The organism is Sphingopyxis sp. JAI108 (genome assembly GCF_013410105.1).
Classification (GTDB): Bacteria; Pseudomonadota; Alphaproteobacteria; order Sphingomonadales; family Sphingomonadaceae; genus Sphingopyxis; species Sphingopyxis chilensis.
Map to the genome: position 1 here is coordinate 112,027 of NZ_JACCCJ010000003.1, position 25,171 is coordinate 137,197.

The 25,171-nt window shown below is 63.8% G+C and carries 29 protein-coding genes and 1 other RNA gene; 15 read left to right on the forward strand and 15 right to left on the reverse strand.

The annotated features are described in order from the left end of the window. Positions 1 to 41: 41 nt before the first annotated feature. The 4 genes from aspS to HDC29_RS15175 all read left to right on the forward strand — a co-directional run bounded on the left by aspS (position 42) and on the right by HDC29_RS15175 (position 4,177). Positions 42 to 1,823 carry an aspartate--tRNA ligase gene (gene aspS / locus HDC29_RS15160; RefSeq protein WP_179499118.1) on the forward strand — a complete coding sequence of 594 codons (1,782 nt, stop codon included), beginning with the start codon at positions 42 to 44 and terminating at the stop codon, positions 1,821 to 1,823. Between the two features lie 3 nt (positions 1,824 to 1,826). Beyond that, on the forward strand, positions 1,827 to 2,699 hold the full coding sequence (locus HDC29_RS15165; RefSeq protein WP_179499120.1) for an alpha/beta hydrolase: 873 nt from the start codon (positions 1,827 to 1,829) through the stop codon (positions 2,697 to 2,699). Between the two features lie 100 nt (positions 2,700 to 2,799). Then, positions 2,800 to 3,585, forward strand: a complete 786-nt coding sequence (locus tag HDC29_RS15170; RefSeq protein WP_179499122.1) for a polyphosphate kinase 2 family protein — start codon at positions 2,800 to 2,802, stop codon at positions 3,583 to 3,585. A 55-nt stretch (positions 3,586 to 3,640) separates the two neighbouring features. Continuing rightward, a complete protein-coding gene (locus HDC29_RS15175; protein ID WP_179499124.1) occupies positions 3,641 to 4,177 on the forward strand; it encodes a J domain-containing protein in 537 nt (178 codons plus the stop codon). Between the two features lie 187 nt (positions 4,178 to 4,364). Here the strand turns inward: HDC29_RS15175 and mtgA are convergent, their stop codons facing one another. From mtgA to HDC29_RS15195, 4 genes are all read right to left on the reverse strand, one after another. Then, positions 4,365 to 5,078 (reverse strand): monofunctional biosynthetic peptidoglycan transglycosylase, encoded by a 714-nt coding sequence (gene mtgA, locus HDC29_RS15180; protein ID WP_179499126.1) that lies wholly within the window; start codon positions 5,076 to 5,078, stop codon positions 4,365 to 4,367. A gap of 61 nt (positions 5,079 to 5,139) precedes the next feature. After that, positions 5,140 to 5,754 carry a hypothetical protein gene (locus HDC29_RS15185; protein ID WP_179499128.1) on the reverse strand — a complete coding sequence of 205 codons (615 nt, stop codon included), beginning with the start codon at positions 5,752 to 5,754 and terminating at the stop codon, positions 5,140 to 5,142. A gap of 91 nt (positions 5,755 to 5,845) precedes the next feature. Beyond that, on the reverse strand, positions 5,846 to 6,748 hold the full coding sequence (gene rpoH / locus HDC29_RS15190) for an RNA polymerase sigma factor RpoH (protein ID WP_179499130.1): 903 nt from the start codon (positions 6,746 to 6,748) through the stop codon (positions 5,846 to 5,848). 78 nt (positions 6,749 to 6,826) lie between these two features. Then, on the reverse strand, positions 6,827 to 7,783 hold the full coding sequence (locus HDC29_RS15195; protein WP_179499132.1) for an RluA family pseudouridine synthase: 957 nt from the start codon (positions 7,781 to 7,783) through the stop codon (positions 6,827 to 6,829). Positions 7,784 to 7,961: 178 nt separating this feature from the next. Between HDC29_RS15195 and HDC29_RS15200 the strand changes: the two genes are divergently transcribed. Then, entirely contained in the window at positions 7,962 to 8,603 is a 642-nt protein-coding gene (locus HDC29_RS15200; protein ID WP_179499134.1) for a histidine phosphotransferase family protein, read from the forward strand. 21 nt (positions 8,604 to 8,624) lie between these two features. Here the strand turns inward: HDC29_RS15200 and HDC29_RS15205 are convergent, their stop codons facing one another. Then, positions 8,625 to 9,221 carry an OmpA family protein gene (locus HDC29_RS15205; RefSeq protein WP_179499136.1) on the reverse strand — a complete coding sequence of 199 codons (597 nt, stop codon included), beginning with the start codon at positions 9,219 to 9,221 and terminating at the stop codon, positions 8,625 to 8,627. A gap of 11 nt (positions 9,222 to 9,232) precedes the next feature. After that, positions 9,233 to 9,790 (reverse strand): hypothetical protein, encoded by a 558-nt coding sequence (locus HDC29_RS15210; RefSeq protein ID WP_179499138.1) that lies wholly within the window; start codon positions 9,788 to 9,790, stop codon positions 9,233 to 9,235. Between the two features lie 161 nt (positions 9,791 to 9,951). Between HDC29_RS15210 and HDC29_RS15215 the strand changes: the two genes are divergently transcribed. The 8 genes from HDC29_RS15215 (at position 9,952) to HDC29_RS15250 (ending at position 16,660) form a co-directional block, all read left to right on the forward strand. Then, on the forward strand, positions 9,952 to 12,387 hold the full coding sequence (locus HDC29_RS15215; RefSeq protein ID WP_257018318.1) for a chemotaxis protein CheA: 2,436 nt from the start codon (positions 9,952 to 9,954) through the stop codon (positions 12,385 to 12,387). Continuing rightward, on the forward strand, positions 12,384 to 12,821 hold the full coding sequence (locus HDC29_RS15220) for a chemotaxis protein CheW (RefSeq protein ID WP_179499140.1): 438 nt from the start codon (positions 12,384 to 12,386) through the stop codon (positions 12,819 to 12,821). Before HDC29_RS15215 ends, HDC29_RS15220 begins: the two co-directional genes overlap by 4 nt. Positions 12,822 to 12,897: 76 nt before the next feature. After that, entirely contained in the window at positions 12,898 to 13,272 is a 375-nt protein-coding gene (locus HDC29_RS15225) for a response regulator (RefSeq protein WP_039575078.1), read from the forward strand. Between the two features lie 10 nt (positions 13,273 to 13,282). After that, positions 13,283 to 14,395 (forward strand): chemotaxis-specific protein-glutamate methyltransferase CheB, encoded by a 1,113-nt coding sequence (cheB, locus tag HDC29_RS15230; protein ID WP_179499141.1) that lies wholly within the window; start codon positions 13,283 to 13,285, stop codon positions 14,393 to 14,395. Beyond that, positions 14,392 to 15,249: a protein-glutamate O-methyltransferase CheR gene (locus HDC29_RS15235; protein ID WP_179499142.1), complete on the forward strand. Its 858-nt coding sequence runs from the start codon at positions 14,392 to 14,394 to the stop codon at positions 15,247 to 15,249. Before cheB ends, HDC29_RS15235 begins: the two co-directional genes overlap by 4 nt. Positions 15,250 to 15,316: 67 nt before the next feature. Continuing rightward, the gene (locus tag HDC29_RS15240; RefSeq protein WP_179499143.1) at positions 15,317 to 16,006 is read left to right on the forward strand and encodes an N-acetylmuramoyl-L-alanine amidase; all 690 of its coding nucleotides are present in this window, start codon (positions 15,317 to 15,319) and stop codon (positions 16,004 to 16,006) included. A gap of 38 nt (positions 16,007 to 16,044) precedes the next feature. Then, positions 16,045 to 16,433, forward strand: an RNA gene (gene rnpB / locus HDC29_RS15245) — RNase P RNA component class A. 71 nt (positions 16,434 to 16,504) lie between these two features. Further along, complete coding sequence (locus HDC29_RS15250; protein ID WP_179499144.1) at positions 16,505 to 16,660, forward strand: hypothetical protein; 156 nt, start codon at positions 16,505 to 16,507, stop codon at positions 16,658 to 16,660. A 27-nt stretch (positions 16,661 to 16,687) separates the two neighbouring features. On the opposite strand, the gene greB is transcribed toward HDC29_RS15250, so the two are convergent. From greB to HDC29_RS15275, 5 genes are all read right to left on the reverse strand, one after another. Continuing rightward, positions 16,688 to 17,176, reverse strand: coding sequence for a transcription elongation factor GreB (gene greB, locus HDC29_RS15255; protein ID WP_179499145.1), 489 nt, complete (start codon positions 17,174 to 17,176; stop codon positions 16,688 to 16,690). Between the two features lie 18 nt (positions 17,177 to 17,194). After that, positions 17,195 to 18,832 (reverse strand): recombinase family protein, encoded by a 1,638-nt coding sequence (locus HDC29_RS15260; protein ID WP_257018320.1) that lies wholly within the window; start codon positions 18,830 to 18,832, stop codon positions 17,195 to 17,197. Between the two features lie 73 nt (positions 18,833 to 18,905). Then, on the reverse strand, positions 18,906 to 19,112 hold the full coding sequence (locus tag HDC29_RS15265) for a hypothetical protein (RefSeq protein WP_179499146.1): 207 nt from the start codon (positions 19,110 to 19,112) through the stop codon (positions 18,906 to 18,908). Beyond that, complete coding sequence (locus HDC29_RS15270) at positions 19,109 to 19,336, reverse strand: AlpA family transcriptional regulator (RefSeq protein ID WP_179499342.1); 228 nt, start codon at positions 19,334 to 19,336, stop codon at positions 19,109 to 19,111. The genes HDC29_RS15265 and HDC29_RS15270 overlap by 4 nt, the downstream gene beginning before the upstream one ends. 381 nt (positions 19,337 to 19,717) lie before the next feature. Then, on the reverse strand, positions 19,718 to 20,092 hold the full coding sequence (locus HDC29_RS15275; RefSeq protein ID WP_179499147.1) for a helix-turn-helix domain-containing protein: 375 nt from the start codon (positions 20,090 to 20,092) through the stop codon (positions 19,718 to 19,720). 84 nt (positions 20,093 to 20,176) lie between these two features. Here HDC29_RS15275 and HDC29_RS15280 point away from each other — a divergent pair, with 84 nt between their 5' ends. Next, entirely contained in the window at positions 20,177 to 21,337 is a 1,161-nt protein-coding gene (locus tag HDC29_RS15280) for an alkene reductase (protein ID WP_179499149.1), read from the forward strand. A 24-nt stretch (positions 21,338 to 21,361) separates the two neighbouring features. Here the strand turns inward: HDC29_RS15280 and catC are convergent, their stop codons facing one another. The 3 genes from catC to HDC29_RS15295 form a co-directional block, all read right to left on the reverse strand. Next, a complete protein-coding gene (gene catC, locus HDC29_RS15285; protein WP_179499151.1) occupies positions 21,362 to 21,649 on the reverse strand; it encodes a muconolactone Delta-isomerase in 288 nt (95 codons plus the stop codon). A 177-nt stretch (positions 21,650 to 21,826) separates the two neighbouring features. Continuing rightward, positions 21,827 to 22,822: an aldo/keto reductase gene (locus tag HDC29_RS15290; protein ID WP_179499152.1), complete on the reverse strand. Its 996-nt coding sequence runs from the start codon at positions 22,820 to 22,822 to the stop codon at positions 21,827 to 21,829. A 13-nt stretch (positions 22,823 to 22,835) separates the two neighbouring features. Further along, the gene (locus HDC29_RS15295) at positions 22,836 to 23,267 is read right to left on the reverse strand and encodes an ester cyclase (RefSeq protein WP_179499153.1); all 432 of its coding nucleotides are present in this window, start codon (positions 23,265 to 23,267) and stop codon (positions 22,836 to 22,838) included. A 136-nt stretch (positions 23,268 to 23,403) separates the two neighbouring features. On the opposite strand from HDC29_RS15295, the gene HDC29_RS15300 reads away from it, so the two are divergent. Next, the gene (locus HDC29_RS15300) at positions 23,404 to 24,267 is read left to right on the forward strand and encodes a LysR family transcriptional regulator (protein WP_179499154.1); all 864 of its coding nucleotides are present in this window, start codon (positions 23,404 to 23,406) and stop codon (positions 24,265 to 24,267) included. Positions 24,268 to 24,619: 352 nt separating this feature from the next. Here HDC29_RS15300 and HDC29_RS19415 read toward each other — a convergent pair whose 3' ends face one another. After that, positions 24,620 to 25,024 (reverse strand): DUF1153 domain-containing protein, encoded by a 405-nt coding sequence (locus HDC29_RS19415; protein WP_306455591.1) that lies wholly within the window; start codon positions 25,022 to 25,024, stop codon positions 24,620 to 24,622. Positions 25,025 to 25,171 lie beyond the last annotated feature (147 nt).

A 25,171-nucleotide genomic window follows, 5' to 3' on the forward strand; every position in this document is an offset into this window, starting at 1 on the left:
ACGTTTGCGCGTGCCTTCCCGGACAATTGAAAGACGAGACAATGCACGCCTATCGGACCCATAATTGCGGCCAGCTTCGCGCCGACGACGTCGGCCAGACGGTACGCGTATCGGGCTGGGTGCATCGCAAGCGCGATCATGGCGGCCTGCTGTTCGTCGATCTGCGCGATCACTATGGCCTGACCCAGATCGTCGCGGACTCGAGCGACGCGGCGTTCGCCACGCTCGACGGGTTGCGCGTCGAAAGCGTCGTGACGATCACCGGCGAGGTCGTCGCGCGCTCGCCCGAAACGATCAACGCCAACCTGCCCACCGGCGCGATCGAAGTGCGCGCGCGCGAGGTTACCGTCCAGTCGGCGGCGGTCGAACTGCCGATGCCGGTCGCGGGCGAACAGGACTATCCCGAGGATATCCGTCTGAAATATCGCTTCCTCGACCTGCGCCGCGAACGCCTGCACGCGAACATCATGCTGCGCTCGAATGTGATCGCGTCGCTCCGCCGCCGCATGGTCGAACAGGGCTTTACCGAATATCAGACGCCGATCCTGACCGCCTCGTCGCCCGAGGGTGCGCGCGATTATCTGGTGCCGAGCCGCGTCCACCCCGGCAAATTCTATGCGCTGCCGCAGGCGCCGCAAATGTTCAAGCAGCTGCTGATGGTTGCGGGCTTCGACCGCTATTTCCAGATCGCGCCCTGCTTCCGCGATGAAGATGCGCGCGCCGACCGCTCGCCCGGCGAATTCTACCAGCTCGACTTCGAGATGAGCTTCGTCACCCAGGATGACGTTTTCAACGCGATCGAGCCGGTGCTCGCAGGCGTGTTTGAGGAATTTGCGAACGGCAAGTCGGTGACCCCGGCGGGTTCGTTCCCGCGCATCCCCTACCGCGAATCGATGCTGAAGTACGGCAATGACAAGCCCGACCTGCGCAACCCGCTCATCATCACCGACGTCTCGTCGCACTTCACCGGTTCGGGCTTCGGCCGCTTTGCCGACATCGTCGCCGCGGGCGACGTCGTGCGCGCGATCCCCGCGCCCGCGACCGCCGAGAAAAGCCGCAAATTCTTCGACGACATGAACAGCTGGGCGCAGGGTGAGGGTTTTGCGGGCCTCGGCTATGCGACGCGCAAGGGCGGCGGATGGGGCGGCCCGATCGCCAAGAACCACGGCACGGACAAGATGGACGCGCTCGCCGCTGAGCTCGGAATCGGTCCCGACGACGGGCTGTTCTTTGCGGCGGGCAAGGAAGCGACCGCGGCGAAGCTCGCGGGCTTTGCACGGACGCGCGTCGCCGAACAGCTCGAACTGATCGATCCGAACAAGTTCGAAATGTGCTGGATCGTGGACTTCCCGATGTTCGAGGCCGACGAGGACACGGGCAAGATCGATTTCAGCCACAACCCGTTCAGCATGCCGCAGGGCGAGCTCGAAGCGCTCGAAACCAAGGACCCGCTCGACATCCTCGCCTGGCAGTATGACATCGTCTGCAACGGCGTCGAACTGTCGTCAGGCGCGATCCGGAACCATCGCCCCGACATCATGTACAAGGCGTTCGAAATCGCGGGTTACAGCCAGGCCGACGTCGATGCGAATTTCAGCGGCATGATCAACGCCTTCAAGTTCGGCGCGCCGCCGCACGGCGGCTCGGCACCGGGTGTCGATCGCATCGTGATGCTGCTCGCCGACGAACCGAACATCCGCGAAGTCGTCGTCTTCCCGATGAACCAGAAGGCCGAAGACCTGATGATGGGCGCGCCCGCGCCGGTCAGCGACAAGCAGCTCAAGGAACTTGGTATCCGCATCGTCGACGGCCCCAAGAGTTAAGGCATGAGCGAGCCCCGGGAGCACCGGCTGGAAACGCCGGAAGGCGATATCTGCTGGTTCGAATGGGGAACGCCGGGGCGGGGCGCTTCGCTGCTTTTGCTCCACGCGACGGGCTTTCATGCGCGGCTGTGGGATCGGGTCGTCGCGGCGCTACCGGCGGGCACGCACGTCATCGCGCCTGATCACCGCGGACATGGGCGCAGCTATCGGCCCACGACGCTCGCCAACTGGGCGGCGACCGCCGACGTGCTGCTGCCGCTGCTCGACGGGCTTGGCGGCCACCCGCTCGTCGGCTGCGGGCACAGTATGGGTGCCTATATATTGACCCGGCTCGCGTCGCAGCGGCCTGCAGCTTTCGGCCACCTGATCCTCATCGATCCGGTGATCATGGACCCGGCGCTTTACGAGGGCGAGAGTGCCAAGCCGATTCCCGAACCCGCCGATCATCCCGTCGCGCGCCGGCGCAATGTCTGGACGGACGTCGAGGAGATGCGCGCGCGTTTTGCCGACCGGCCGCCATATGCGAACTGGGAACCGGGTGCCCTCGACGATTATTGCGCCTACGGACTGGTTCCGGCAGCCGATGGCGACGGGTTGGAGCTTGCCTGCCCGCCAGCGCTCGAGGCCTCGGTCTATCAAAATGCGCTGCGCACCAACCCGCATGAGTGGCTGCACTATCTTTCGGTGCCTTCGACCTTGATCCGTGCCCCGACCGGCGAGCGCGGTGGCCCGCTCGATTTTTCGCTGAGCCCGACCTGGACCGGCCTTGGTCCGGCGATCGGCGCCGAACGTGACGAACTATGGACCGAACACAGCCATTTCATCCCGATGGAAGCGCCGGCGCGCGTCGCCGCTCTTCTCGCCGGACATCTCTGACGCAATCCCGCGTAACAAACCGCGCTGGCTCTGTGCCAGAAAATGACAGGGGCGCATCGCCCGCTTGGTCCGAACCGCTTGTTTGCGCTAGAATGAGCCGATGAGCATTTCCCTTTCCGAATTTGAAACCGGCGCCAAATATGACGGCGATTATTCCGCGGCTATCGCGGCGCTCGAAGACCGGCTCGAGCGGCTACAGGCCGCGCATATCATCCACGCCCAGCGCAGCGTCATCATGATCGAGGGCTGGGACGCAGCGGGGAAGGGCGGGATCATCCAGCGGCTGACCGCATGCCTCGACGCGCGCTATTTCGAGGTGTGGCCCATCGGCGCGCCGACCGACGAGGAAAAGGCACGCCATTTCCTCTGGCGCTTCTGGAAGCGCCTGCCCGGCAACCGCGAAATCTCGATCTTCGACCGCAGCTGGTATGGGCGCGTGCTTGTCGAGCGCGTCGAGGGCTTCGCGAGCGAGGCCGAATGGCGCAAGGGCTATGACGAGATCAACGAGTTCGAGGCGCAGCTGACCGGTAGCCGCACCAACCTCGTCAAATTGTTCGTCCATGTCACGCAGGAGGAACAGGACAAGCGCTTCGCCGACCGGCTCGACGACCCGTGGAAACGGTGGAAGACCGGCACCGAGGACTATCGCAACCGGGCGAAGCGCAATGACTATCTCGCCGCAATGGATGAGATGTTCGCGCAGACGAACACGCGCTGGGCGCCGTGGAAGGTGATCGATGGCAACAACAAGAAGGCGGCACGGATCGCGGCGCTGACTTATATCATCGAAACGCTTGAGGCGGCGGTGCCGATGACGCCGCCCGATCTCGACCCCGCGGTCGTGAAGCTCGCGAGCAAGGCGTTCGGCTACAGGCCTAAAGACTAGGTTTTTCGCCCCGCTCGGCTAGCAATTCCGGCCTCCAGCCGCTACATGGGGTGGAATGAGCCGCGCCAAGAGATCCGACGACTGGGGTTTTCCCCGCTGGCGCCCTTATGGCTCGTCGCGCGAAGCGCAAAAGATACGTCTGTGCGACCGCCACGGCTGCACGAACCCCGGCAACTGTCCGGCACCCAAGTCGCCGAACAGCCCCGAACGCTGGTATTTCTGCGAAACCCACGCCGCCGAATATAATCGCGGATGGGACTATTTTGAGGGATTGAGCGCCGAAGACGCTGCCGCTCGCGCCGCCGAGGAAGCACGCGGGGCGAATAGCTATGCACGCGCACAGCATTATGCCTGGGGCGGGTCGGGCGACGGCAGCCGCAGCGCCGACGAAATGCGCGCGCTCGAAATCCTCGACCTCGAACCTGACGCCGATTTCGAGGCGACCAAAAAGGCATGGCGCGCGCTTGCGAAGGAATGCCACCCCGACGTCAAGCCCGGCGACGCCGACGCGGCGAAACGTTTCACGGCAGGGCAGGCGGCGTTCGAGGTGTTAAAGCAGGCTGAAGAGCGGAAGAGCTGGAAGCCGGCGTAAAGGCCGGAAACGACCGGATGCGGACAAGAATATCCTCCCTGTCGCGGAGCGATGGCGAGGATTCTTCTCCTCGTCACCCCGGACTTGATCCGGGGTCGATGCCTCCAGTGCTGCCGTGAGTCCCGGATCAAGTCCGGGATGACGAAGCTGAGCGAATGAACGTCTGCTTCCCACCCCAAAGCGCCCGCTATTTATAAACGCAAGCATCCAGTCCGTCGCGCCGGACCTGGCCGATGCGCGCGGTGATGGTGTTGCCGTAACGGCGCGTGAAACCCGACGGGCTGATCGCCTCGCGCTTCTTTGGCAGCGGCAGGATCGCCGCGATGCGCGCCGCCTCGCGCGGGGTCAGCTTGGCTGCGCCATGCTTGAAATAACGCTGGGCGCCGGCCTCGACTCCATAGGTACCGATGCCCGTCTCCGCGACGTTGAGATAGACTTCCATGATCCGGCGCTTGCCCCAGATCGTCTCGATCAGGAAGGTGAACCACACCTCGGGCACCTTGCGCACATAGCGCGTCCAGCCGCTGCCCTGCCACAGAAAGACGTTCTTTGCCGTCTGCTGGCTCACGGTCGATCCGCCGCGCAGCTTCTTGCCCTTGGCGTTGCGCTCGATCGCCTCTTCGATCGCGTCGCGATCGAACCCGTCATGGCTGCAGAATTTTCCGTCCTCGGCCGCGATCACCGCCCGCACCATATTGCGGTCGATATTCGACAGGCTTTCCCAATCCTTAGTGATGCCGTTGCTGTCGGCGAGCATGGTGAAGGTCACCGGCGGCGGTACGACGGCATATGCCAGCACCCACGCGATCGAAATCACGACAAACCAGAGCAGCCATTTGAAGGGCCGCAGATACCATGGCAATTTGCGGCGCTTCTGTTGTTTCCTGGCGGCGGTCGTCATTCGATTTCCATAGCCGCTTGCCCGCGTCCGGCAAGCGGCTGATTGCGATTGTCACTCTATCTCAGGGCTTAGGCGGGTCGTCTTCTTTCTTGCCGGTCGCGTTGTCGGCCGCTTCGCCCGCCCTCGCCGCTGCGGCTTTCGCCTTTTCGCCGGCCTCGGCCGCAAGCGAGCGCATCTTCGCCTCGGCTTCGCCTTCCTTGCCGCTCATCACCAGCCACGCCATCGCCGCCGCGACGACTAGCGACAGCATCGCGAGCCAATATCCGATTTCCCAATGAACCTGGATCATCGCCAGCGCCGCCTGGTCCATGCCGCTGTTCTGGCCGTTCTTCGCCGCCTCCTCGAGGAGAGCGTGCTTGCTGTATCGCCAGGTGCCGATGAAGATCAGCGCAACCGCCGCGATCGATGTGCCGAGCACGAGTTTAGCGGCCTCCCGCCCCTTCATGAAGAGCAGCGCCAGCCCGCCCGCGATCGCGAGCAGCGCGAGGATCAACCAGAGGTTGAGCGACGCGCTGTCGCCTGCCTGCGCCGCCTGGCCCATCGCGGTGACGCGGCCGAACGCGAGGCCGAAGCCGGTCGCCTCGACGAGCTTCTGTTCGGAACAGCTGACAGTCATCCATGGCAGCAGGAAGGCCGCCAGCGCGATGCCTTTCGGAATTCGGATCCATTTCCACATGAGGACCTCCCCCTTCGGTCGAACCTAAGGGGGAGGCTGGTCCTTTTGCACCCGCGAGTCAAATCGCAGGTTTATGACATCGAAACGCCGGTCAGGCGGAGACGAGGCGCCGGTCGCCGGCGAGCTTGAGCATCGCCTTCTGCAGCTTTTCGAACGCCCGCACCTCGATCTGGCGGACGCGTTCGCGGCTGACGTCATAGACCTGGCTCAGATCCTCGAGCGTCTTCGGGTCGTCGGTCAGGCGGCGTTCGGTCAGGATATGGCGCTCGCGCTCGTTGAGCGTTTCGAGCGCTTCGTTCAGCAGCGAATGGCGCACGTCGCGCTCCTGCGCTTCGGCGACGCGTTCGTCCTGCAGCGGACCTTCGTCGCCGAGCAAATCCTGCCACTGGCTGTCGCCATCCTCGCCCATGGGCACGTTCAGCGAGGTGTCGCCGCCCATCGCCATGCGGCGGTTCATGCTGACGACCTCGTCCTCGGTGACGCCGAGGTCGGTCGCGATCTTCGCGACATGCTCGGGGCTAAGATCGCCGTCCTCGAACGCTTCGAGATTGTTCTTCATCCGGCGAAGGTTGAAGAACAGCTTCTTCTGCGCCGCGGTGGTCCCCATCTTGACGAGGCTCCACGAGCGCAGGATGAATTCCTGGATCGAGGCGCGGATCCACCACATCGCATAGGTCGCGAGACGGAAGCCGCGTTCGGGGTCGAACTTCTTCACGCCCTGCATCAATCCGATATTGCCTTCGCTGATCAGCTCGCTGACCGGCAGGCCATAGCCGCGATAACCCATCGCGATCTTCGCGACGAGGCGGAGGTGCGAGGTGACGAGCTGCGCGGCGGCTTCATTGTCACCATGCTCCTGGAAACGCTTGGCGAGCATATATTCCTGCTCGGGCGTCAGAAGCGGAAATTTGCGGATTTCGGCCAGGTAGCGGTTCAGGCTCGCCTCACCGCCGAGCGCGGGCACCGTTGCCGGAACATTGCTTTTGTTAGCCATGGAGAGTGTCTTCCCTAAAACCTGAAATCATTCTGCCCCGGTTCGGCCCGGCGGTCAAAATAGATTTTCATTCGAAACCTAAACGCGCAATTCATCGATCAGTTCCCGCATGTCCGCTGGGAGTTCGCTGTCGAGCGCGATCCTGTTACCGGTCACCGGATGAATAAAGCCCAAATGGGCCGCGTGCAATGCCTGCCGCTCGAAATTCCGCGCTTTCAGAACCTCGGACAGCGGCTTTCTGGCGCGGCCATAGACCGTGTCGCCGACCAGCGGATGCCCGATATGGGTCATATGAACGCGGACCTGGTGCGTGCGGCCCGTCTCGAGCCGGCATTCGACCAGCGTCGCCCCGTTCAGCGGCTCGACCGTCCGGTAATGGGTGATCGCATGCTTGCCGCGCCCCTCGGCGACGACCGCCATCTTCTTGCGGTTCGTGCTCGACCGGCCCAGCGCTGCGTCGATTGTCCCGTTCGCGGGCATCGGGCGCCCGGTTGCGATCGCGAGGTAACGGCGGTCGATGCTGTGCGCCGCGAACTGTTTCGCAAGGCCTTCGTGCGCCTTGTCGTGCTTCGCCGCGACGATCAGCCCGCTCGTATCCTTGTCGATCCGGTGGACGATTCCGGGGCGCGCGACGCCGCCGATCCCCGACAATTGCCCGGCGCAATGATGGAGCAGCGCATTGACCATCGTGCCATCGAGATTGCCCGCAGCAGGATGGACGACCATCCCGGCGGGCTTATCGACGACGATCAGATGCTCGTCCTCAAAAGCGATGACAAGGCTCATGTCCTGCGCCACATTGTGCGCGGGCGTCGCGGCGGGCAGGCGGACCTCGATCGTCGAGGACACGGCGGCCTTCGCCGAGGGGTCCCACAGAATCACGCCGGTCGCATCGGCGACGCGTCCACCCTTGATCAAGGTCTTCAACCGCTCGCGCGAAAGGGAGGGGAGCGCCTCGGCCAGCGCGCGGTCGAGCCGCAGCCCGGCCGCGCTGTCCTCCAGCGTCACAGTCAGTATCTCGTCGTCCCCCAACATTGGTCGGGATATGTGTTTGGCGTGCCGATTTTCAAGGGGCCGGGGGCGCCGTGCCTTCGCCGGTATGACGGTGAGGGGTGAATGGAAAAGGAACCAGCTTGCCCTGGGCGCCGTGCCTGCCCTAGGGACGACCCACGCCGGAAACATCCGGCCGCTGCGCTGGGGAGCCTGTTCATCCATGTCCGACGATCGCGTCGATTTCGCCTCGATGCTGGCCTCGCGCCTGTGTCACGATCTTCTGAGCCCGGTGGGGGCCTTTGCCAACGGCCTCGAACTGCTCGCGGACGAGAAGGATCCCGAAATGCGGGCCCGGTGCATCGATCTGCTCGAACAGAGCGCGCGCACCTCGGCGAACAAGCTCAAATTCTTCCGCCTCGCCTTCGGTTCGGCAGGCGGCTTCGGCGAATTCGTCCCGGCCGATGAAGCCAAATCGGCGATCCAGGGCATCATCGGCGACCGCGCGATCGAGCTGAACTGGATGATCGGCGCCGAACCGCTGCCCAAGCCCGCGGTCAAGATCATCCTCAACCTGTCGCTGCTTCTCGTCGATGCGCTGGTGCGCGGCGGACGGCTCGACATCGGCTGCGAAAAGCAGGGGGAGGGCATCGAGATCGCGCTGCATGTCGAGGCCGAACGCATCTTCCTCGACGCCGACGTCGAGCGCATCCTTGCCGAAGGTGAGGGCGCGACCGCGATGACCTCGCGCACCGCGCCCGCGGTACTGGTGCAGGCGGTCGCGCGGCAGAACGGCGGCACTGTGATGCTCGCGCGCGAGACGCCGACCTCGCTGCTGGTCGGCGCGGTGCTTAGGGGTAACTGACGGGCTTCTCCCGCGACGGCGTCATCCGGCGGCGGCTGATGATCGGCTGTCTGTGGTCGGCACGACCAGCTCGACCCGCCGGTTCTTTGCGCGCCCGACGGGATCATCGGCGCCCGCGGCCTTTTCGTTGGGCGCGATCGGCGCAGTCTCGCCCCGGCCCGACACGAGCAACTCGCGCTGGCGAACGCCGACCTGCTCGCGAAGCCAGTCCGCGACCCTGTTCGCGCGCGCTTCGGAAAGCGTCTGGTTGTACGCTTCATCGCCCTTGTTGTCGGTATGTCCGACCACCCGTATCGCCCCGGGCGGGCTACGACGGATCATTTCGGCTGCCTTGCGCAGTTCCACCTCGGCCGCAGGCGTCAGCACGGCCTTGTCATATTCGAACAAGGCGTCGGCGGGCAGGTCGATGATCGTGCCCATGTCGGTGACCCGCGTCTGAAGTCCGCTCACCGTGCCCGTGAGCGGGCTGACTTTTGCGCTGAGGCCGGGGCGCGCCGGCGGCGGAGTCGTGTCGGCGGCGGGGGCCGGCGTAGCGATCGGGCTTTCGTCCTCGTCGGCGGCATCGGCCGGGGCGTTCGCCGAACAGCCGCCGATCGAAGCAGCCGTGGCGATGGACAAGAGCGCCCGCTTCATCGCTGGACGGGAATGCCGTCGAAGGGTGCGACCCCGGGAAGGCTGATCGAAACCGTGGGACTCGTGGCCGGCGGCGCCGGGAATTTGGCCCACATCACGCCGGGCTTGGAGGTGCAATCGACCATCATATTATCGTTTTCCGGACTGCTGCTGCGGTTGAGGTTCGACACCATCGCATTGCCTTCATTATCCTTCAGCACGCCAATGCGCTGCGACGTGGCATCGTCGATCACGCTGACCTGGGCGACGCGGATCGATTCACGATTGTATCGCTCGGGGCTCGAGCAACGCAGGGTGACGGTCAAGATGTCGCCCGTGACCTTGACCGAAAGCAGGTCGACCTGCGATCCGTCGGGGCCGGGCTGGGACTGGATCACCGTCGCGGCGGGCATCGGTGTGACCGGCGAGGTTTCCGGTTCGGCCTTGGCCTCGTCGCGCATCACGCCGCCGGTGGCAGCACCTGCCGTGTCGTCTTGCGTCGGCTTTTCCTTCGCCGCGCATGCAGCTAGCGCCAAAACCGCCGCGCCGGCCAGCGTAAATATCTTCAATTGCATGAAATTCCTCCCGGTCAGCTCGTGCCCGAATACGCACGACCGCCTGCAGGGTTCCGCGCATTGCCCGGCGACCGGGCCAGCTGGCGCGAAAGAATGGGTTGTCGCCCCGCCGTCCCTCGGCGGAGCAGCGCAAGTAAAGCCACTTTTAACCATTGTCCGCCATGGTGAAGCCTCAGTTTTTGGGGCGCACCGATACGGCGATGGACGATCTGCTGAACGACTTTTTGGCCGAAACGGCAGAAATCCTGGCCGAAGCGGGCGGGGCGATCGTGGCGTGGGAGGCGGATCCCGCCGACCGCGCGCAGCTCGACGCCATTTTCCGCTTCGTGCACACGATCAAGGGCAGCTCGGGCTTCCTCGCCTTGCCGCGCGTCACCGCGCTCTCGCACGCCGCCGAGGACGCGCTCGATCAGGTGCGCCGCGGCAACCGTGTCGCAGATGCCGCGCTCGTCACGGCGGTGCTCGGCGTCGTGGACCGGCTGAACGACCTTTGCGCCGCGCTCGGGCAGGATGGAACCGAACCGGCGGGCGACGACCGCGACGTGATCGGCGCGCTCGCCGAACGATCGGCCGACGACGACGCGCGGCTTGAAATCGCTGGTGTTCCCCTGCGCAGGGAGGACGACCTTGGCGCCGACCTGCAGAGCTGGCGCTCGATCCGCGTTCCGTTGCCGTTGCTCGACAGCGTGATGACGGGCGTCACCGACATCGTGCTCGCGCGCAACGAATTCGCCCGGATGCTGCGCGAATCGGGCGCCGACCTTTCGCTGATCGCCTCGTTCGACCGCCTCTCCGATTCGATCGCCGGCATGCGCCAGTCGGTCAGCCAGATGCGGATGCAGCGGATCGACAAGCTCTTCGCGCCGCTGCCGCGGATCGTTCGCGATCTTGCCCAGGAAATGGGCAAGAAGATCGCTTTCCAGACGAGCGGCGGCGAGGTCGAACTCGATCGCGAGATGATGGAGAATATCCGCGATCCGTTGATCCACATCGTGCGCAACGCGATCGATCACGGTATCGAACCGCTCGAGGATCGCGTCGCGGCGGGCAAGGAGATCACCGCGACGATTTCGGTATCGGCGCGTCAATCGGGAAACCAGATCGAGATCGAAATCCGCGACGACGGCCGCGGGCTCTCGCCCGATGCCCTTGTCGCGAAAGCCGTTGCGGCGCGTCTCGTCTCCGCAACCGAAGCGCGTGCGCTGGGGCCGAAGGAAAAGCTCGAGCTGATCTTCCGGCCCGGCTTCTCGACGGCTGCGACGGTCACCGCCATCTCGGGCCGCGGCGTCGGCATGGACATCGTCAAGGCGAACGTCGAAAAGATCGGCGGCGTCGTCGAACTGCGCAATGACGAGGGCCGAGGCCTGACGATCCTGCTTCGCGTGCCGATGACGCTGACGATCATTTCGGGCCTGATGGTGCGCGCGGCGGGGCAATATTTCGCCATCCCGCGCGGCGCAGTGCGTGAAATCCTGCTCGAAGGCGGCGATAGCGTGCGCATCGACCGGATCGGCGGCGGCGAGCTTGCGACGGTGCGCGGCGAGCAATATCCGCTGCTCCGCCTCGAAACCGCGCTCGGCCGCGGGCGCCATCATGGCGACGACCTCGACGATCGCGCGCTTGTCATCGTCCGGCCGGGGCAGGGGCAAAGCTACGCGCTGAGCGTCGCGGCTATCCACGATCATGAGGAGTTGGTGATCAAACCGGCGGCGCCGATGATCATGGCGACGGGGCTGTATGCGGGGACCACGCTACCCGACAACGGCCGCCCCGTGCTGCTGCTCGACGTTCAGGGCCTGCTCGCCGCCGCGGCGATCGATGCGAACGAAGCGGGGCGCGGCCGCGACCGTGCCGCCGAAGTCGAAGCCGAGGCGGTGGCGGCGCGCAACGCAGCGCAGTTGCTGCTTTTCCGCGACACGAACGCCCGCATTCGCGGGGTGCGCCTGTCGGTGATCGAGCGGGTCGAAGAAGTGCCGGCATCGAGCCTGTTCGAAAGCGCGGGGCGGATCCAGGCCCGGATCGGCGACGATATCTTCCCCGTTCATGCGGCGACCTTGCCGGGCGGCGAGGGGACGCTGAAGCTGCTTCGTCTCTACGACGGGCAGGCCGTGCTCTGTTATCCGATCGCCGAGGTGATCGACATCGTCCGCCTGCCCGACGCGGTGCAACCCTCGGCCGCGCCCGGACTGATCGCCGGTGTCGTGCTCGTGGGCGGCGAGCCGGTCGAGCTCATCGATCCCTTCTGGCTGATGGAGCAATATGCCCGAGATGCGGCCGCGGCACCGTCGCTGCGCCAGCCGGTGTGCCGCCTTGCCGACGATCGCGACGGTTGGGGCGACCATTTCCTCGCCCCGATCCTGCGCAGCGCCGGCTATCGCGTGATCGCGGACGGCGACCCGTCCAACGAGGCGGCGGACGTCCTCCTCTGCCTGACCGGAGACGGCGAAATCTGCCCGCACATCGAGTGCGACGTGCCGGTGATCCGCCTGCGCACGTCGATCGCCGCGACGGGGCCCGAGGACGAAAGCGTCTATCGTTACGACCGCCAGGCGCTGCTCGACGCGATGCGCCGCAGCGTCGGGGGAAGGGGGCAATGATGGAAAGGCTCTATCTCGTCGCGCGCATCGCCGACACGCGCGTGGCGCTCCGCAGCCGCGCGATCCATTCGGTCGTCACCGTCGGCGCGCCGGTGGAGGTGCCCGGTGCACCGCCGCATGTCGCGGGCCTTTTCGCGCTGCGCAGCCGCGTGTTCACGCTGATCGACCCGCATGTCGTCATCGGCCTTTCGGCGGTGCCGGTCGTTCCGGGCCAGCGCGTGATCGTCGTCGAGGTCACCGAGCATGGCTATGCGCTGCTCGCCGACGAAATCGAGGATGTCTGTTTCATCGAGGCGCCCGAAACGCGCGTCACCGGAAAGCTGCTTCCGGGCTGGGCGCGCGTCGCTGATGCGGTGATCGAATATGACGGCGCCTCGCTGCTCGTCGTCGACCCGTCCAATTTTATCACGCTGCCGGCCTTAAAGGCGGCATGAATCTGGCCGTTTATTAACGGGCTGCACACGCCTTGGTCGTAAATGTCCCAAATCCCCGGGGGTCGGAGTTAATTGAATGTCGAAATCTTGTCTGGTCGTCGATGACAGCAAAGTCATTCGCAAGGTCGCGCGCCATATCCTTGAAAGCATGTCCTTTGCCGTCGAAGAGGCGGCCGATGGCCAGGAGGCGCTGACCTTCTGCCGCGCCAATCGTCCCGATGTCATCCTGCTCGACTGGAACATGCCGGTGATGAGCGGGATGGAGTTCCTCGGCGCATTCAACGACCTCGACTATGGGCGCGAAGAACGCCCGCGCGTCGTTTTCTGCACGACCGAAAACAGCATCGACCATATCCGCGCCGCGATCGAAGCCGGAGCGGACGAATATGTGATGAAGCCGTTCGACCGCGAAACGCTCGAAGGAAAGCTGCAGCTCGTCGGCATCGCTTGAGGTTTTGCCCGTGGCCCAGCCGCAACCCCGAATTCCGGATATCGAGCCGACCGCCCGCACCGTGCGCGTGATGCTGGTCGATGACAGCCTCGTCGTTCGCAGCATCCTCGAACGGATCGTCGACCAGCGGCCGGGTCTCAAGATCTGCGCCTCGGTCGCTTCGGCGCACGACGCGCTCGACTATCTTTCGCGCGAGCCCGTCGATGTCGTCGTGCTCGACGTCGAGATGCCGGGCATGAACGGAATCGACGCGCTGCCGCACATATTGGAACGGGCCGAAAAGGCGCGAGTGCTCATCCTCTCGTCGAACTGTGTCGAAGGCGGCCCCGCGGCCATCGAAGCCCTTGCGCTGGGCGCCAGCGACACGCTTGCCAAACCGGGACGCGGAAGCTTTTCGGGGCGTTTCGCCGAGGTGTTGACCGAGCGGATCATGACGCTCGGCCATCTGCAGGATCATCCGGCGCCGGTGCCTGTCGCCGAACGTCAGGCGCCGGCGCCGGTCGCGCTCGCGATCGATACCGACCAGCCGGTCGAGTGCATCGCGGTAGCGGCATCGACGGGCGGCATTCCCGCCTTCACCAACTTCCTCGCTCACCTCGATCCGCGGATCAGCGCGCCGATCCTGTTGACCCAGCATTTGCCCGACGCCTTCATGGAATTTTACGCGAAGCAGATCGGGATGATGACGGCGCGCCGCGTGTGCGTCGCGGAAGCGGGGATGGCGGTCGAGCCGAATGGCATCTATCTCGCTCCCGGCGACGCGCATCTGATCGTCGTGGCCAATGGTCGGCGCCGCGAGATCGCGCTCGATCATCGCCCGGTCGACAATGGCTGTTGCCCGTCCGCCGACCCAATGCTCGACTCGGTCGCCGACGTTTATGGCAAGGGCGGCATCGCCGTGATCCTCAGCGGCATGGGTCGCGACGGTGTGATCGGGGCATCGCGGCTGAAGGAAGCGGGCGGGACGATCTTTGCGCAGGCGCCCGAAAGTTGCGTCATCTGGGGGATGCCCGGGGCGGTGGCGAAATCGGGCATCGCGGCGGCGACGCTCAACCCCGATGCGATCGCGCTGTTGCTCGGCAGCTTCCTGCAGGGACGCGGGCAAGGGCGGCGCAAGCCATGATGGGCGGCAGCGCCAGCGAATCGGCCTATCGCGTCCTGATGGGCGTGCTCGAATCGCGCACCGGCCAGACGCTCTCGCCGAACCGCATCTGGCGGATCGAAATGTCGCTCAAACCCGTGATGCAGCGTCACGGCATCGCCGATCTCGACGCGCTGGTCGCGGCGCTCGTCACCTCGACCAGCCGCGGGCTGCTCGACGACACGGTCGACGCGATGCTGAATAACGAAACATATTTCTATCGCGAATACAGCGTTTTCGATGAAATAGCTGCGACTGCACTTGAACAAATCCGCGAGATCAACAAGCAGCGCCGGCGGCTGACGATCTGGCATTGCGGCGTTTCGACGGGGCAGGAAGCCTATTCGATGGCGATGCTGATCGCCGAGCAGGGCCACAAATGGGCGGGCTGGCAGGTCGATATCGTCGGCACCGACGTCAGCTATCATGCAATCGGCCGCGCGCGCGTTGGCCTCTACAGCCAGTTCGAGATCCAGCGCGGTTTGCCGGTTCAGCGCATGGTGCGCTGGTTCGACCAGACCGAGGGCGGTTGGCTCGCCAAGGCCGACCTGCGCCGCCGGATCGATTTTTCGGTGCAGAATATGCTGACCGACCGGCCGCCGCTGGCCAGTCCCGCCGACCTCATCTTCTGCCGCAACCTGCTGCTCTATTTTTCCGCGCCGATGCGCCAGAAGGCCTTTGCGCGGCTGCGCGCGATGGCGGCGCCGCAAAGCTTCCTCGTGCTCGGCGCGGGCGAAACGGTGCTGGGGCAGACCGACCAGTTCGTCGCGAGCCCGCGGCTGCGCGGCCTTTATGAGCCCGCCGACCAGCAGGTACGCAGCGCGGCCGCCGCCTGACCTTGCTTTTTGCGCGCCAGTGGCGCAATCGACGGCTTGGCAAGTACAGGACGGGTCCCCGGAGCGCATGAGCGATTTTATCGAACGCTGGTCTCCCAATTTCGACGAGCGCGCGCTGCCCATCTCGATGATCGTGCTGCATTATACCGGCATGAAGAGCGGCGCAGAAGCCATTGATTGGCTTGCCAATCCCGAATCCAAGGTGTCGGCGCATTATGTCGTCAGCGAAGATGGCCAGATCACCCATATGGTGCCCGAGGACAAGCGCGCCTGGCACGCGGGGAAGTCGCACTGGCGCGGCATCAGCGACATCAACTCGGCGAGCGTCGGGATCGAGATCGTCAATCCCGGGCACGAATGGGGCTATGTGCCTTTTCCCGACCCGCAAGTCGCGTCGGTCGTCCGGCTCGTTCACATGATCAAGGATCGCTATGCGATCACGCGCGGCAACGTCGTCGGCCATTCGGACATCGCCCCGACGCGCAAGCAGGATCCGGGCGAGCTGTTCCCCTGGGAGGAGCTGGCGCGCCGCCGCCTCGCGCTGCCGCGCCCGACCAAAAAGCTTACCGATCCGCTGTGGACCGATGCGGGCTTCCTGCTGGCGCTCGAACGCTTCGGCTATGACGTGACCGACGGCTTCGCGGCGACGGTCGCCTTCCAGCGGCGGTTCCGCCCCGAATTGATCGACGGTACGATCTGCGGCGAATGCCGCGCGATCCTGCTCGCGCTGCTGCTGCCGCAGCCCGAAGGCAATTGACTCGTCAAGGCGGGCCGAAAGGCCTATATTGCTTCTCGCCAGAGGGTCGGGCGATCGCCGCTTCGCGCAAGCGAGGGGGAGGAAAGTCCGGGCTCCACGGAAACCACGGTGCCGGATAACGTCCGGCGGGCCGGCCTTCGGGCCGGTTCAGGGAAAGTGCCACAGAGAGAAGACCGCCCAAGGCCTCGGCCCGGCGAAAGGTGAAAGGGTGCGGTAAGAGCGCACCGCGCGGACGGTAACGGACGCGGCACGGCAAACCCCACCGGGAGCAAGGTCGAATAGGGATGGCACGGATTTATCCAGGGCCGGTTCCGGCCCCGCCGTCCGGGTTGACTGCTTGAGCGTTCGGGTAACCGTCCGCCTAGAGGAATGATCGCCTATCCCCGCAAGGGGTGGACAGAACCCGGCTTACAGACCCTCTGGCATATTCCCGCGGGGCGCGCGGGAACCGCGCCGGGCCGGGCCGCGTATTAAGCGGACCAGAAAAGGAGACGAACCATGAAAGTCGTCGATGACCATGTCGAGGTGTCCGAGACCGAGGCGAGCAGCGGGGTGAAGGGGCATAATGTCCGCTATGTGCTGGGTTTTTCACTGGCAGCGGTTGTGATTGTCCTGTCGGCAATCTGGATCGTTCCCGCGCTGTTGCAGCCCTGACGCGAGGAAAGAGAGCCGTGCGGTCAATCAGCCCGCGGGATAGCTGACCGCTATCACTTCCCACTCCTTGGGCCCGGCGGGAAGCTGGACGGTCCTGAGGTCGCCGACCGCCGCGCCGCGCAGCGCGCGGGAAAGCGGGCTGTTCCAGCCGATCCGGCCTTCGCCGGCCTCCGCCTCGTCATCGCCCACCAATGTGATGATCCGCCTCGCATCGTCGTCGTCGGCGAGTTCGACGGTGGCGCCGAACCAGATGCGACCCTTGTCGGGCTGCTCGGCGGGATCGACGACGCGCGCCGCTTTCATCCGCCGTGCGAGGAAGGAGAGCCGCCGGTCGATCTCGCGCAACCGCTTGCGGCCATAGATATAATCGCCATTCTCGCTGCGGTCGCCGTTGCCCGCGGCCCAACTGATCACGTCGACCAGCTTCGGCCGCTCGTCGCCCAGCAGCGCGTCATATTCAGCGCGCAGCGCGGCGTAGCCGGCCGGGCTGATGATGTTCGTCTTGTCCCCCGCCATCCCCTGATCCTTATCTCGTCATCCCGGCGAACCCAAGGACACCTTTGTTATAACTCGGCTGTTGTCGGGCTGCGGATTGTCGTTCACAAAGTCAAGGATGCCCATCAGCGACCCATGGAGGGTGGCGTGGACCTCCCCGCGCCTGTCGCCGGGATGAAGGACGATCTTGCCGACGAGCGAGCGGATGTCGCTTGAGGCGTCGAGCCGCATGTCGGGATCGCCAAGCGCTTCGGCGAGCCTTGCGACCTTGCGCCTATAGATCTCCGCAATGCCGGGATGCACGTCGGGAACCTCCTGCGGCGCTTCCGCAAGCCGCGCGTTGATCTCGACGCGTTCGCGTTCGAGTTCGGCCATGCGCGCCTTCATGGAAGGCTGATACAGCCCATCCTCGATAGCCGCCATGATGCCCGCAACCGCTTTTTCGACCCTGGCGAGCGCCCGCCGATCGGCATCAGCCTGAATGCGCCGTTCACGGTTCTCGCGGTTGATATGGTTCGCATAGGCGGCAACCGCCGCCTCGATCTTGTCGGCCGACACCAGCTTTTCGGCGATGCCCGCGAGCGCCCGGCGCTCCAGCGCCTCGCGCCGGATCGTCCGGTTATTGGTGCAGGTGCGGCTGCGGTGATGGCCGACGCAGCCATAACGATCGCCGACGACGACGGCATAGGTTCCGCCACAGGAGCCGCATTCGAGCAGACCTGAGAGCAGATAGGCGGGACGGCGCAGCCCTTGCGCGCTCCTCGACTGTGCGGCCTCCTTGACCAATGCGAAGCGCTCAGCAAGCGCCTGCTGCTGACGCTTGACCGCTTCCCAGAGCGCATCGCTGACGATGCGAAGCTCGGGAACCGCATTCCTGATCCATTCGGATTCAGGATTGAGCCGGGTGACCTCCTTGCCGGTGTTCGGGTCTTTCACACTATGCTTGTGGTTCCAGGCGCGAACCCCGACATAAAGCTCGTTGTTGAGGATACCGGTTCCCCGGCGCACGTCGCCGCGGATGCTCGTGTCGCGCCACGGCTTTCCTGCCGGGCCGGCGATACCTTCGGCGTTGAGGTCGCAGGCGATGGCGCGCGGGCTCTTGCCCGCCGCGAACTCGCGGAAGATGCGCTCGACGATCAGCGCCGCGGCGGGATCGATCTCGCGCTCACCGCGCACCAGCTCGCCTTCGCTGTTGAGACGCCGGACCATACGATAGCCATAGCCTACCGCGCCCGCCGAGAAGCCCTTCTCGACGCGCCCCCTCAGGCCGCGGTGCGTCTTCTTCGCAAGGTCTTTTAGGAACAGCGCATTCATCGTTCCCTTGAGCCCGACGTGCAGCTCGGAAATCTCGCCTTCGGAGAGCGTGATCAGCGGCACCCGCGCAAACTGAAGGTGCTTGTAGAAGGTCGCGACATCGGCCTGGTCGCGCGACACCCGGTCGAGCGCTTCGGCGAGCACGATGTCGAACTTGTCCCCCTGTGCGTCGGCGAGCAGCTTCTGGACACCGGGTCGCAGGATCATGCTCGCGCCCGAGATGGCGGCATCCTCGAAGCTGCCGACAATCTGCCATCCCTCGCGTTCCGCGTGCTCGCGGCAGATGCGCTGCTGGTCGGCGATCGACGCGGCATTCTGCTGATCGGAGGAATAGCGGGCGTAGAGCGCGGCGCGGATCATCATGTCTTCCTTTCTTGTGGCGGGACAAAGCCCCGCACAGCCGGTTAAGACAGTGTCCCGCGCGAACACCCGATGGTCAATGCTGTGGCGCCTTCGGGTTTTTCGGCGCGACGTCATTGTCGTTGGCGGCTTTCCGCGCGCGAACATGCTCACGTGCGATGTGCCGCCCGATCGCCTCTGCGATGCGCGTCAAGGCCGCGTCAACGGCGGCAGGAGCAAGTGAGGAAGAGTTGTCATTCGCGGCCGTGAGCGGCCGCGAATGCGGCGCTTCGTCCTTTTTCATACCGGCCCATCGCCAAGGGGCCGATTGTCATTTTCGGCGCGGTAGCCGGGCGGGTCGGCGATCCACCGATTGATTGCCGACTCCCACCATCCGGCACCATGGACGCTGATCTGCACCTGCGCCGGGAAGGTGCCCTCGGCGATCTTACGGTAGAGGGTGGAACGTGACAGTCCGGTGCGATTGAGAACGGTCGGTAGGCGGATGATCCTTTCGGAGACGGGCATGGCAATCACTCCATCGGCTGGCGTCGGTTGGGCTCCCCTGGGTGTAGAATTGGCGATCCGAAAAAATCGCGCAAGAGTGCCAAAAATGGTGCCAACTGCCTCTGTCGTCTCCTGTCGTTTCTTGTCGTTTCCTGTCGGTTCCCGGCGGGTGATTTTCGGGTCGAAATTAATTTCCCATGCTGTCCCAGCAAGGAAGTTTGGTGCCAAGATTGGCACCCTCCCGCGTAGCCCTAGACCGAAAGGGCCGATTCGGCTCGGCCGTGTCTGTTGCATGAAGCAATCCATTTTCAAGCAGAGATCGGCAGGTTTGCGCCCGATCTCGGCCGTTCGGACTGAATTGACTTGGCCCTTGAAAGCAGTCGTTGGCCGTGCACGTGAGTATCAGTCGCGACCGTGAACGACCGCGCTGCACGGCAAAAGCCTGTGAGCTTCATCGAGATCCTTCGCATGGAGCGCGCCCCATTCGCTCAAAGTCTCCAGGACCGGCCGGAAGCTCTCCCCGAGTGGAGTGAGTAGATATTCGATCCCTTGGCGATCCCCTGCGCTTGGCCGCCGGCTTAACATGCCGTGCTCCTCAAGCGCTTGCAGCTGGTCGATCAACACCTTCTGCGAAATTCCTCTGATGCGTTTCTCCAACTCGCACGTCCGTTGGGCACCATCGAGCAGCGCATAAAGGATGACCGCCTTCCAGCGCCCGGACAGGACACCCAGTGCGCGCTCGACCGGCAAGGCCGGCAATCGTTTGATAATCTTCATTCGTCGTCACTCACCAATCGGTGTGTAGATAGGAATGACCGCGCCGCGGTAAACCTTCGATCCAATCAGACCGAAGGAAAATTTGTGGCAGACATATTCGAACCATACGCCCTCGATGGGGCTATTTCGTTGAAAAACCGCTTTGTCATGGCGCCCATGACCCGCACACGGACGTCCGACGGCGATGTTCCGAACCGTCTCATGGCTTGTTATTACGGACAGCGGGCCAGTGCCGGCCTGATCGTCACTGAAGTAGCCAATATCGCTCCCTCGAGCAAAGGCTACGCAATGATGCCGGGCATTTACACGGAAGCCCAGCGGCAGGGCTGGCGTTTGGTGACCGACGAAGTTCACCGTAACCGCGGAACGATATTTTTGCAGCTCATGCACGTCGGCAGGATGGCGCATCCGTCGCTCCTGCCAAATGGTCAGGCTCCGTTGGGGGTGACCGAGCAACGGGCTGAAAATTCGGATGTCTTTGCTCATGACGCCGACGGCAAGCTGGGCTTTATTCGTGCGGGTACGCCCCGACGCCTCGAGACGGAGGAAATATCGGCGCTGGTCGGCACCTTTTCCGAGGCATTCTGCGGCGCGCGGGAAGCCGGCTTCGATGGTGTCGAAATTCATGGAGCCAATGGTTATTTGATCGACCAGTTCATGAACTCCGCGCTCAACACGCGCACCGACCGCTACGGCGGGGGGCGTCCGGAGGATCGCACGCGCTTCCTGATGGAAATTGTCGACGCGGCGGTACGCAAACTGGGTCCGGGGCGCGTTGGCGTCCGTCTGTCACCGTTCGGCCGATTCAACTCCATGCCGGCGGATCCTCTTGTCGAGGAAACATTGCTGTATGTTTGCGAGCAACTCGGCCGCCGGGGCGTGGCCTATGTCCATCTGGTCTACCAGCTGATGCCAGAGGGAAACATGGACAGCGCCGAGTTCAAGGATCGTCATATCGATCATGCTCTGCTTGCCAGGGTCCGGGCGATGTTTCCCGGCGCAATCATTTGGTGCGGCGGCTTCAGCGGCCGCAAGAGTGCTCAGGCCGCGCTTGACACCGGGCTGGTGGATTTGATCGCCATCGGTAGACCCTATATCGCAAACCCCGATCTTGTTGAGCGCTTCAAGCATGGCTGGCCGTTGGCCGAGGCGGACCCTGCGACTTATTACACCCGGAACGGAGAGGTGGGCTACACGGACTTCCCGGCATATTCGGCAGCCGGGCTTGCGAACGCTACAGGCTGACCGCGATGGCCTTCGCGGCCTGTTTCACCCGGTACCATCATATTTGGCCGGGTGGCGGCAAAGCGGGACGACTGTAATCCGCATATAAGGGAACAGGGGAAGACCGGACAGGATGGCATGGAGTTCTTCCGCGTCCTTCACGTCGAAAATGCTGATGTTGGCCCGCTTGCCGACGACCCGCCAGATGTGGCGCCATGTGCCCGACCGCTGGAGTTCCTTGGCAAGCGCCGTCTCCTCGGCGCTGAGCTTCGCGATCTTGTCCGGATCGGTATCCGGGGGGATTTCGATGATCATTTCGACATGAAACAGCATGATGTTATCCTTTCAAACCGGTCCGGGTCGGCATGTTGGGTTTTCTGTGTCGATCAGTCGAAACTCGTGACCGGGTAAGGCACATAGGCGGTGTCGATCTGCCCGAGCTAATCATACCAAACGGGCCTACTCTGTTATCTTGTCATTGGAATAGGAGCGGGGTGGAACCCGTCAGCCTCACTCGAATCCGACGACGGCGTGCGGCACATAGCAAGCCTCCAGCACGTCGATCTCTTCGTCGGTCAACCGGACGTCGAGGGCGGCGACTGCATCGTCAAGCTGCGTCGCTTTTGAGGCGCCAACTATTGGGGCGGCAACGCCGGGCTTCGCCAGCACCCAGGCGAGCGCGACCCGGGCCATTGGCAAAGCTCGGGCTTGGGCGATCCGTTCGACGGCCCCAATCACCGCATTGTCCGCGTCCTCGGTGGCGGCATAGAGCGACTTGCCGAAGCTGTCGGTTTCGGTGCGCTTCGTCTGTTCACCGGCTGAGCGTGCCAGTCGGCCCCGCGCGAGCGGGCTCCATGGCAGCAATCCGACACCTTGATCGCGACAAAGAGGGATCATCTCGCGCTCTTCTTCGCGATAGAGCAGGTTCACATAGTTTTGCATGGTAACAAAGGGCGTCCAGCGATTGGCACGCGCAACCTCCTGCGCCTTGGCAAACTGCCAGGCGAACATCGAGGAGGCACCGATATAACGGACCTTGCCAGCCTTCACGATGTCGTGAAGCGCTTCCATCGTTTCTTCGATCGGCGTGTCATAATCCCAGCGGTGAATCTGGTATAGATCGACATAGTCGGTACCCAGCCGCGTCAGGCTCGCATCGATCTCGGTCATGATCGCCTTGCGGGAAAGGCCCTTGCGGTTCGGAGCGGCACCTCCTTCGAGCATGCGCTCGGGAAAGAACAGCTTGGTGGCGATCACCACCTCTTCGCGGCGAGTAAATTCCTTCAGCAGCTTGCCGACGATCAGTTCGGACGTGCCCGCTGAATAGCTGTTGGCCGTGTCGAAGAAATTGATGCCCTGTTCAATCGCACGCTTGATGATCGGACGGCTGTCGGATTCGCCGAGCGTCCATTCATGTACGCCCACGTCGGGCTCTCCAAAGGTCATGCATCCGAGGCACAGGCGTGAGATATCGAGGCCGGTCGATCCGAGCTTAATGTAGTTCATCGATTATTCTTTCTCAGAAGATGTTCCTGTCGGCCGCGGCGATGCTGCCGAAAACCTCCCAGGCGTTGCGTTCGACCCAGTTGCGCCGCAACAGGCCGTCGTCTCCGACTTCCCAGATCGCCGTACCGACCATGTTGATCGGCGCGCCGTTCGGCTCGGTTCCCATCAAGCCGTTGTTTCGGCCGGTCAGCCGCCACCGTGATGCGACGCGTCGTCCGTCAGCGCTCTGGAAGCTCTCGATGATCTCGAAATCCATATCGTCGACCTTGGTACCGAACTTGATCACCCAAGCCTTGAACGCAGCCCGGGAGACGATGTCATTGCCGCCGGATGTGATCACGAAGTCTTCTGCTACCATGTGGTCGATCGCCTCCGGATTTTGCGGCGATTGCCAGACCTCCGCCCAAAAACGCTCCACGATCGCGACGCTTTCCTGCCGTATCATCACTGCACCTTGTTCTGCCACTTCGCGGAGTACCCCGCGACGCCGGGCCACCCGATGCGGCCCTGGCGGATATGTAGCGCCTGACTTTCTTCATGAAATTCTTTAGGAACGCCCATCGAATGGGAAATTCTGCACAATGCCTGATTGGGAGCATCTGAAACACTTCGCCGCGCTGGCAACCGGCGGCACGCTTACGGCTGCTGCCCGCGAGCTGGGCGTAGATCATGCGACGGTGGCACGACGGATCGCGGCGCTGGAGCAAGAACTCGGCGCGCGACTTGTCGATCGCCGCGGCAGACGCCTCACCCTGACCCTGGCTGGGGAGCAGGTCGCGGCCATGGCCGCCCAGATGGCGGCGCAGGCCGTCGCGATAGAACGCACCGCAAGCGGGGAACGGTCCGAGGTGGCGGGTCAGGTTACGGTCAGCGCTCCGCCTGCGTTTGCGGCGGCCATGCTCGCCGATCCCATCGTCCGCTTGCGCGATGAGCATCCCGACCTTCTGATCTGTATCTTGGGAGAAACCCACTATTCCTCGCTCAGCCAGCGGGAAGCCGATATCGCGATCAGGTTCGGTCGCCCGACCGCGGGCGACATCACCGCCGTGAAAGTCGGAGTGGTAATTTTTCACGTCTATGGCAGAGCCGATTATCTTGTGAATACCGCCGTCTCGGATCGCAGTTTCATCGGTTATGACGAAGCTCTCGATGCCGCACCACAGCAGGTCGCACTACGCCGCTTGGCCGGCGAAACGCCACTAGCCCTGCGCTCGAATACGATCGAGTTGCAGATGGCACTGGCGCGGGCAGGCGGTGGGGTGGTGTTGGCACCCGACTTCCTCGCGGCGCCGGATCCTCAGCTCGTGCGGGCCACGGACGACGAAATAATACGGCGCGAGGTGTGGCTCACATTTCACACAGATTTGAAAGGATCTGCGCCCGTTCGAGCCGTCGCAAACTGCCTACGGGAGGCGCTGTCTCGCGACCTCAGACGTCTGGAGTAACAGGAGGATGAACCGATGCGAGGCTTAGGATTGGCGAATCAAGACGTCCGATCGTGTAGCGTGTCAGCTGTGAACGCCATGTCCGCTTCGCACAATTTCGATCCAAAAACCGCCCGTCTTAAAACGGCCATTGTAAGCGCGCACATAGTTATTCCAAGCGAGGGCTGACGTTCGGTCAGCATCGCCGCACGTCGTGGACGACGCGAGGAGGACCAACTACCTCGCGCCGTCGATACCGCGCCCAGTGGTGGGGGTGGCGCGGCATTTCTGGTTTAAACTACAAGGGGTGGCGATAGCGGTGGTCCTTCGTAATGCGAAGTCCGGCAACGCCGGCGTGGGCCAGCGAGCGCCGCTACGCGGAAATCTCTTCGAGACTTAATCGATATCGCTTGCAGGCCTCGTCGACAGTCAGCAAACCGCCGTCGATCGCGGCGAGCACTTCGGCTTTGCGTCGGCTCACCCAATAGGTGGTGGGCGAAGACGGCAAATCGCCGGTCGTCAGACGACCGTACGGTCCGATGAGGGCTTCGTATCGCATTCGAACACCGCGAAGAACTCCATTCGCACGGCTCGCGCCGCCTACGTGCCCCCCAAACCGAGCTTGCGCCAAATTGGTTAACAAGATGTTACCAATTACCGGCGTGACGAGGGACCATGAGGCAGGCTGGCAAAGCGTTTGAAGTCGAGGCCTGCGCGCAAAAAAATTGACAGAAAATGCTATCGTTCGACCTATGGAGCGCGCGCCCAGCTCGATCATTATCTTAGCGCGAGGACCAATAGGGCCACCAGCAGGAGCATGAAGCTCACAAGCTCACTGCTTTTCAGTTTTCGCTGCATGTCTGACCAGATCGGCCGTCGAGGTGAGCATCACGTTAATTTACGGCGGTAGGTCAAGCGCATCGCA

What these genes read in the sequence shown, in the direction of transcription:
- aspS (WP_179499118.1), top strand. Translation starts at nt 42, where the DNA reads ATGCACGCCTATCGGACCCATAATTGCGGCCAGCTTCGCGCCGACGAC.
- HDC29_RS15165 (WP_179499120.1), top strand. Translation starts at nt 1,827, where the DNA reads ATGAGCGAGCCCCGGGAGCACCGGCTGGAAACGCCGGAAGGCGATATC.
- HDC29_RS15170 (WP_179499122.1), top strand. Translation starts at nt 2,800, where the DNA reads ATGAGCATTTCCCTTTCCGAATTTGAAACCGGCGCCAAATATGACGGC.
- HDC29_RS15175 (WP_179499124.1), top strand. Translation starts at nt 3,641, where the DNA reads ATGAGCCGCGCCAAGAGATCCGACGACTGGGGTTTTCCCCGCTGGCGC.
- mtgA (WP_179499126.1), bottom strand. Translation starts at nt 5,078, where the DNA reads ATGACGACCGCCGCCAGGAAACAACAGAAGCGCCGCAAATTGCCATGG.
- HDC29_RS15185 (WP_179499128.1), bottom strand. Translation starts at nt 5,754, where the DNA reads ATGTGGAAATGGATCCGAATTCCGAAAGGCATCGCGCTGGCGGCCTTC.
- rpoH (WP_179499130.1), bottom strand. Translation starts at nt 6,748, where the DNA reads ATGGCTAACAAAAGCAATGTTCCGGCAACGGTGCCCGCGCTCGGCGGT.
- HDC29_RS15195 (WP_179499132.1), bottom strand. Translation starts at nt 7,783, where the DNA reads ATGTTGGGGGACGACGAGATACTGACTGTGACGCTGGAGGACAGCGCG.
- HDC29_RS15200 (WP_179499134.1), top strand. Translation starts at nt 7,962, where the DNA reads ATGTCCGACGATCGCGTCGATTTCGCCTCGATGCTGGCCTCGCGCCTG.
- HDC29_RS15210 (WP_179499138.1), bottom strand. Translation starts at nt 9,790, where the DNA reads ATGCAATTGAAGATATTTACGCTGGCCGGCGCGGCGGTTTTGGCGCTA.
- HDC29_RS15215 (WP_257018318.1), top strand. Translation starts at nt 9,952, where the DNA reads ATGGTGAAGCCTCAGTTTTTGGGGCGCACCGATACGGCGATGGACGAT.
- HDC29_RS15220 (WP_179499140.1), top strand. Translation starts at nt 12,384, where the DNA reads ATGATGGAAAGGCTCTATCTCGTCGCGCGCATCGCCGACACGCGCGTG.
- HDC29_RS15225 (WP_039575078.1), top strand. Translation starts at nt 12,898, where the DNA reads ATGTCGAAATCTTGTCTGGTCGTCGATGACAGCAAAGTCATTCGCAAG.
- HDC29_RS15235 (WP_179499142.1), top strand. Translation starts at nt 14,392, where the DNA reads ATGATGGGCGGCAGCGCCAGCGAATCGGCCTATCGCGTCCTGATGGGC.
- HDC29_RS15240 (WP_179499143.1), top strand. Translation starts at nt 15,317, where the DNA reads ATGAGCGATTTTATCGAACGCTGGTCTCCCAATTTCGACGAGCGCGCG.
- HDC29_RS15250 (WP_179499144.1), top strand. Translation starts at nt 16,505, where the DNA reads ATGAAAGTCGTCGATGACCATGTCGAGGTGTCCGAGACCGAGGCGAGC.
- greB (WP_179499145.1), bottom strand. Translation starts at nt 17,176, where the DNA reads ATGGCGGGGGACAAGACGAACATCATCAGCCCGGCCGGCTACGCCGCG.
- HDC29_RS15260 (WP_257018320.1), bottom strand. Translation starts at nt 18,832, where the DNA reads ATGATGATCCGCGCCGCGCTCTACGCCCGCTATTCCTCCGATCAGCAG.
- HDC29_RS15265 (WP_179499146.1), bottom strand. Translation starts at nt 19,112, where the DNA reads ATGAAAAAGGACGAAGCGCCGCATTCGCGGCCGCTCACGGCCGCGAAT.
- HDC29_RS15270 (WP_179499342.1), bottom strand. Translation starts at nt 19,336, where the DNA reads ATGCCCGTCTCCGAAAGGATCATCCGCCTACCGACCGTTCTCAATCGC.
- HDC29_RS15275 (WP_179499147.1), bottom strand. Translation starts at nt 20,092, where the DNA reads ATGAAGATTATCAAACGATTGCCGGCCTTGCCGGTCGAGCGCGCACTG.
- catC (WP_179499151.1), bottom strand. Translation starts at nt 21,649, where the DNA reads ATGCTGTTTCATGTCGAAATGATCATCGAAATCCCCCCGGATACCGAT.
- HDC29_RS15290 (WP_179499152.1), bottom strand. Translation starts at nt 22,822, where the DNA reads ATGAACTACATTAAGCTCGGATCGACCGGCCTCGATATCTCACGCCTG.
- HDC29_RS15295 (WP_179499153.1), bottom strand. Translation starts at nt 23,267, where the DNA reads ATGATACGGCAGGAAAGCGTCGCGATCGTGGAGCGTTTTTGGGCGGAG.
- HDC29_RS15300 (WP_179499154.1), top strand. Translation starts at nt 23,404, where the DNA reads ATGCCTGATTGGGAGCATCTGAAACACTTCGCCGCGCTGGCAACCGGC.
- HDC29_RS19415 (WP_306455591.1), bottom strand. Translation starts at nt 25,024, where the DNA reads ATGATCGAGCTGGGCGCGCGCTCCATAGGTCGAACGATAGCATTTTCT.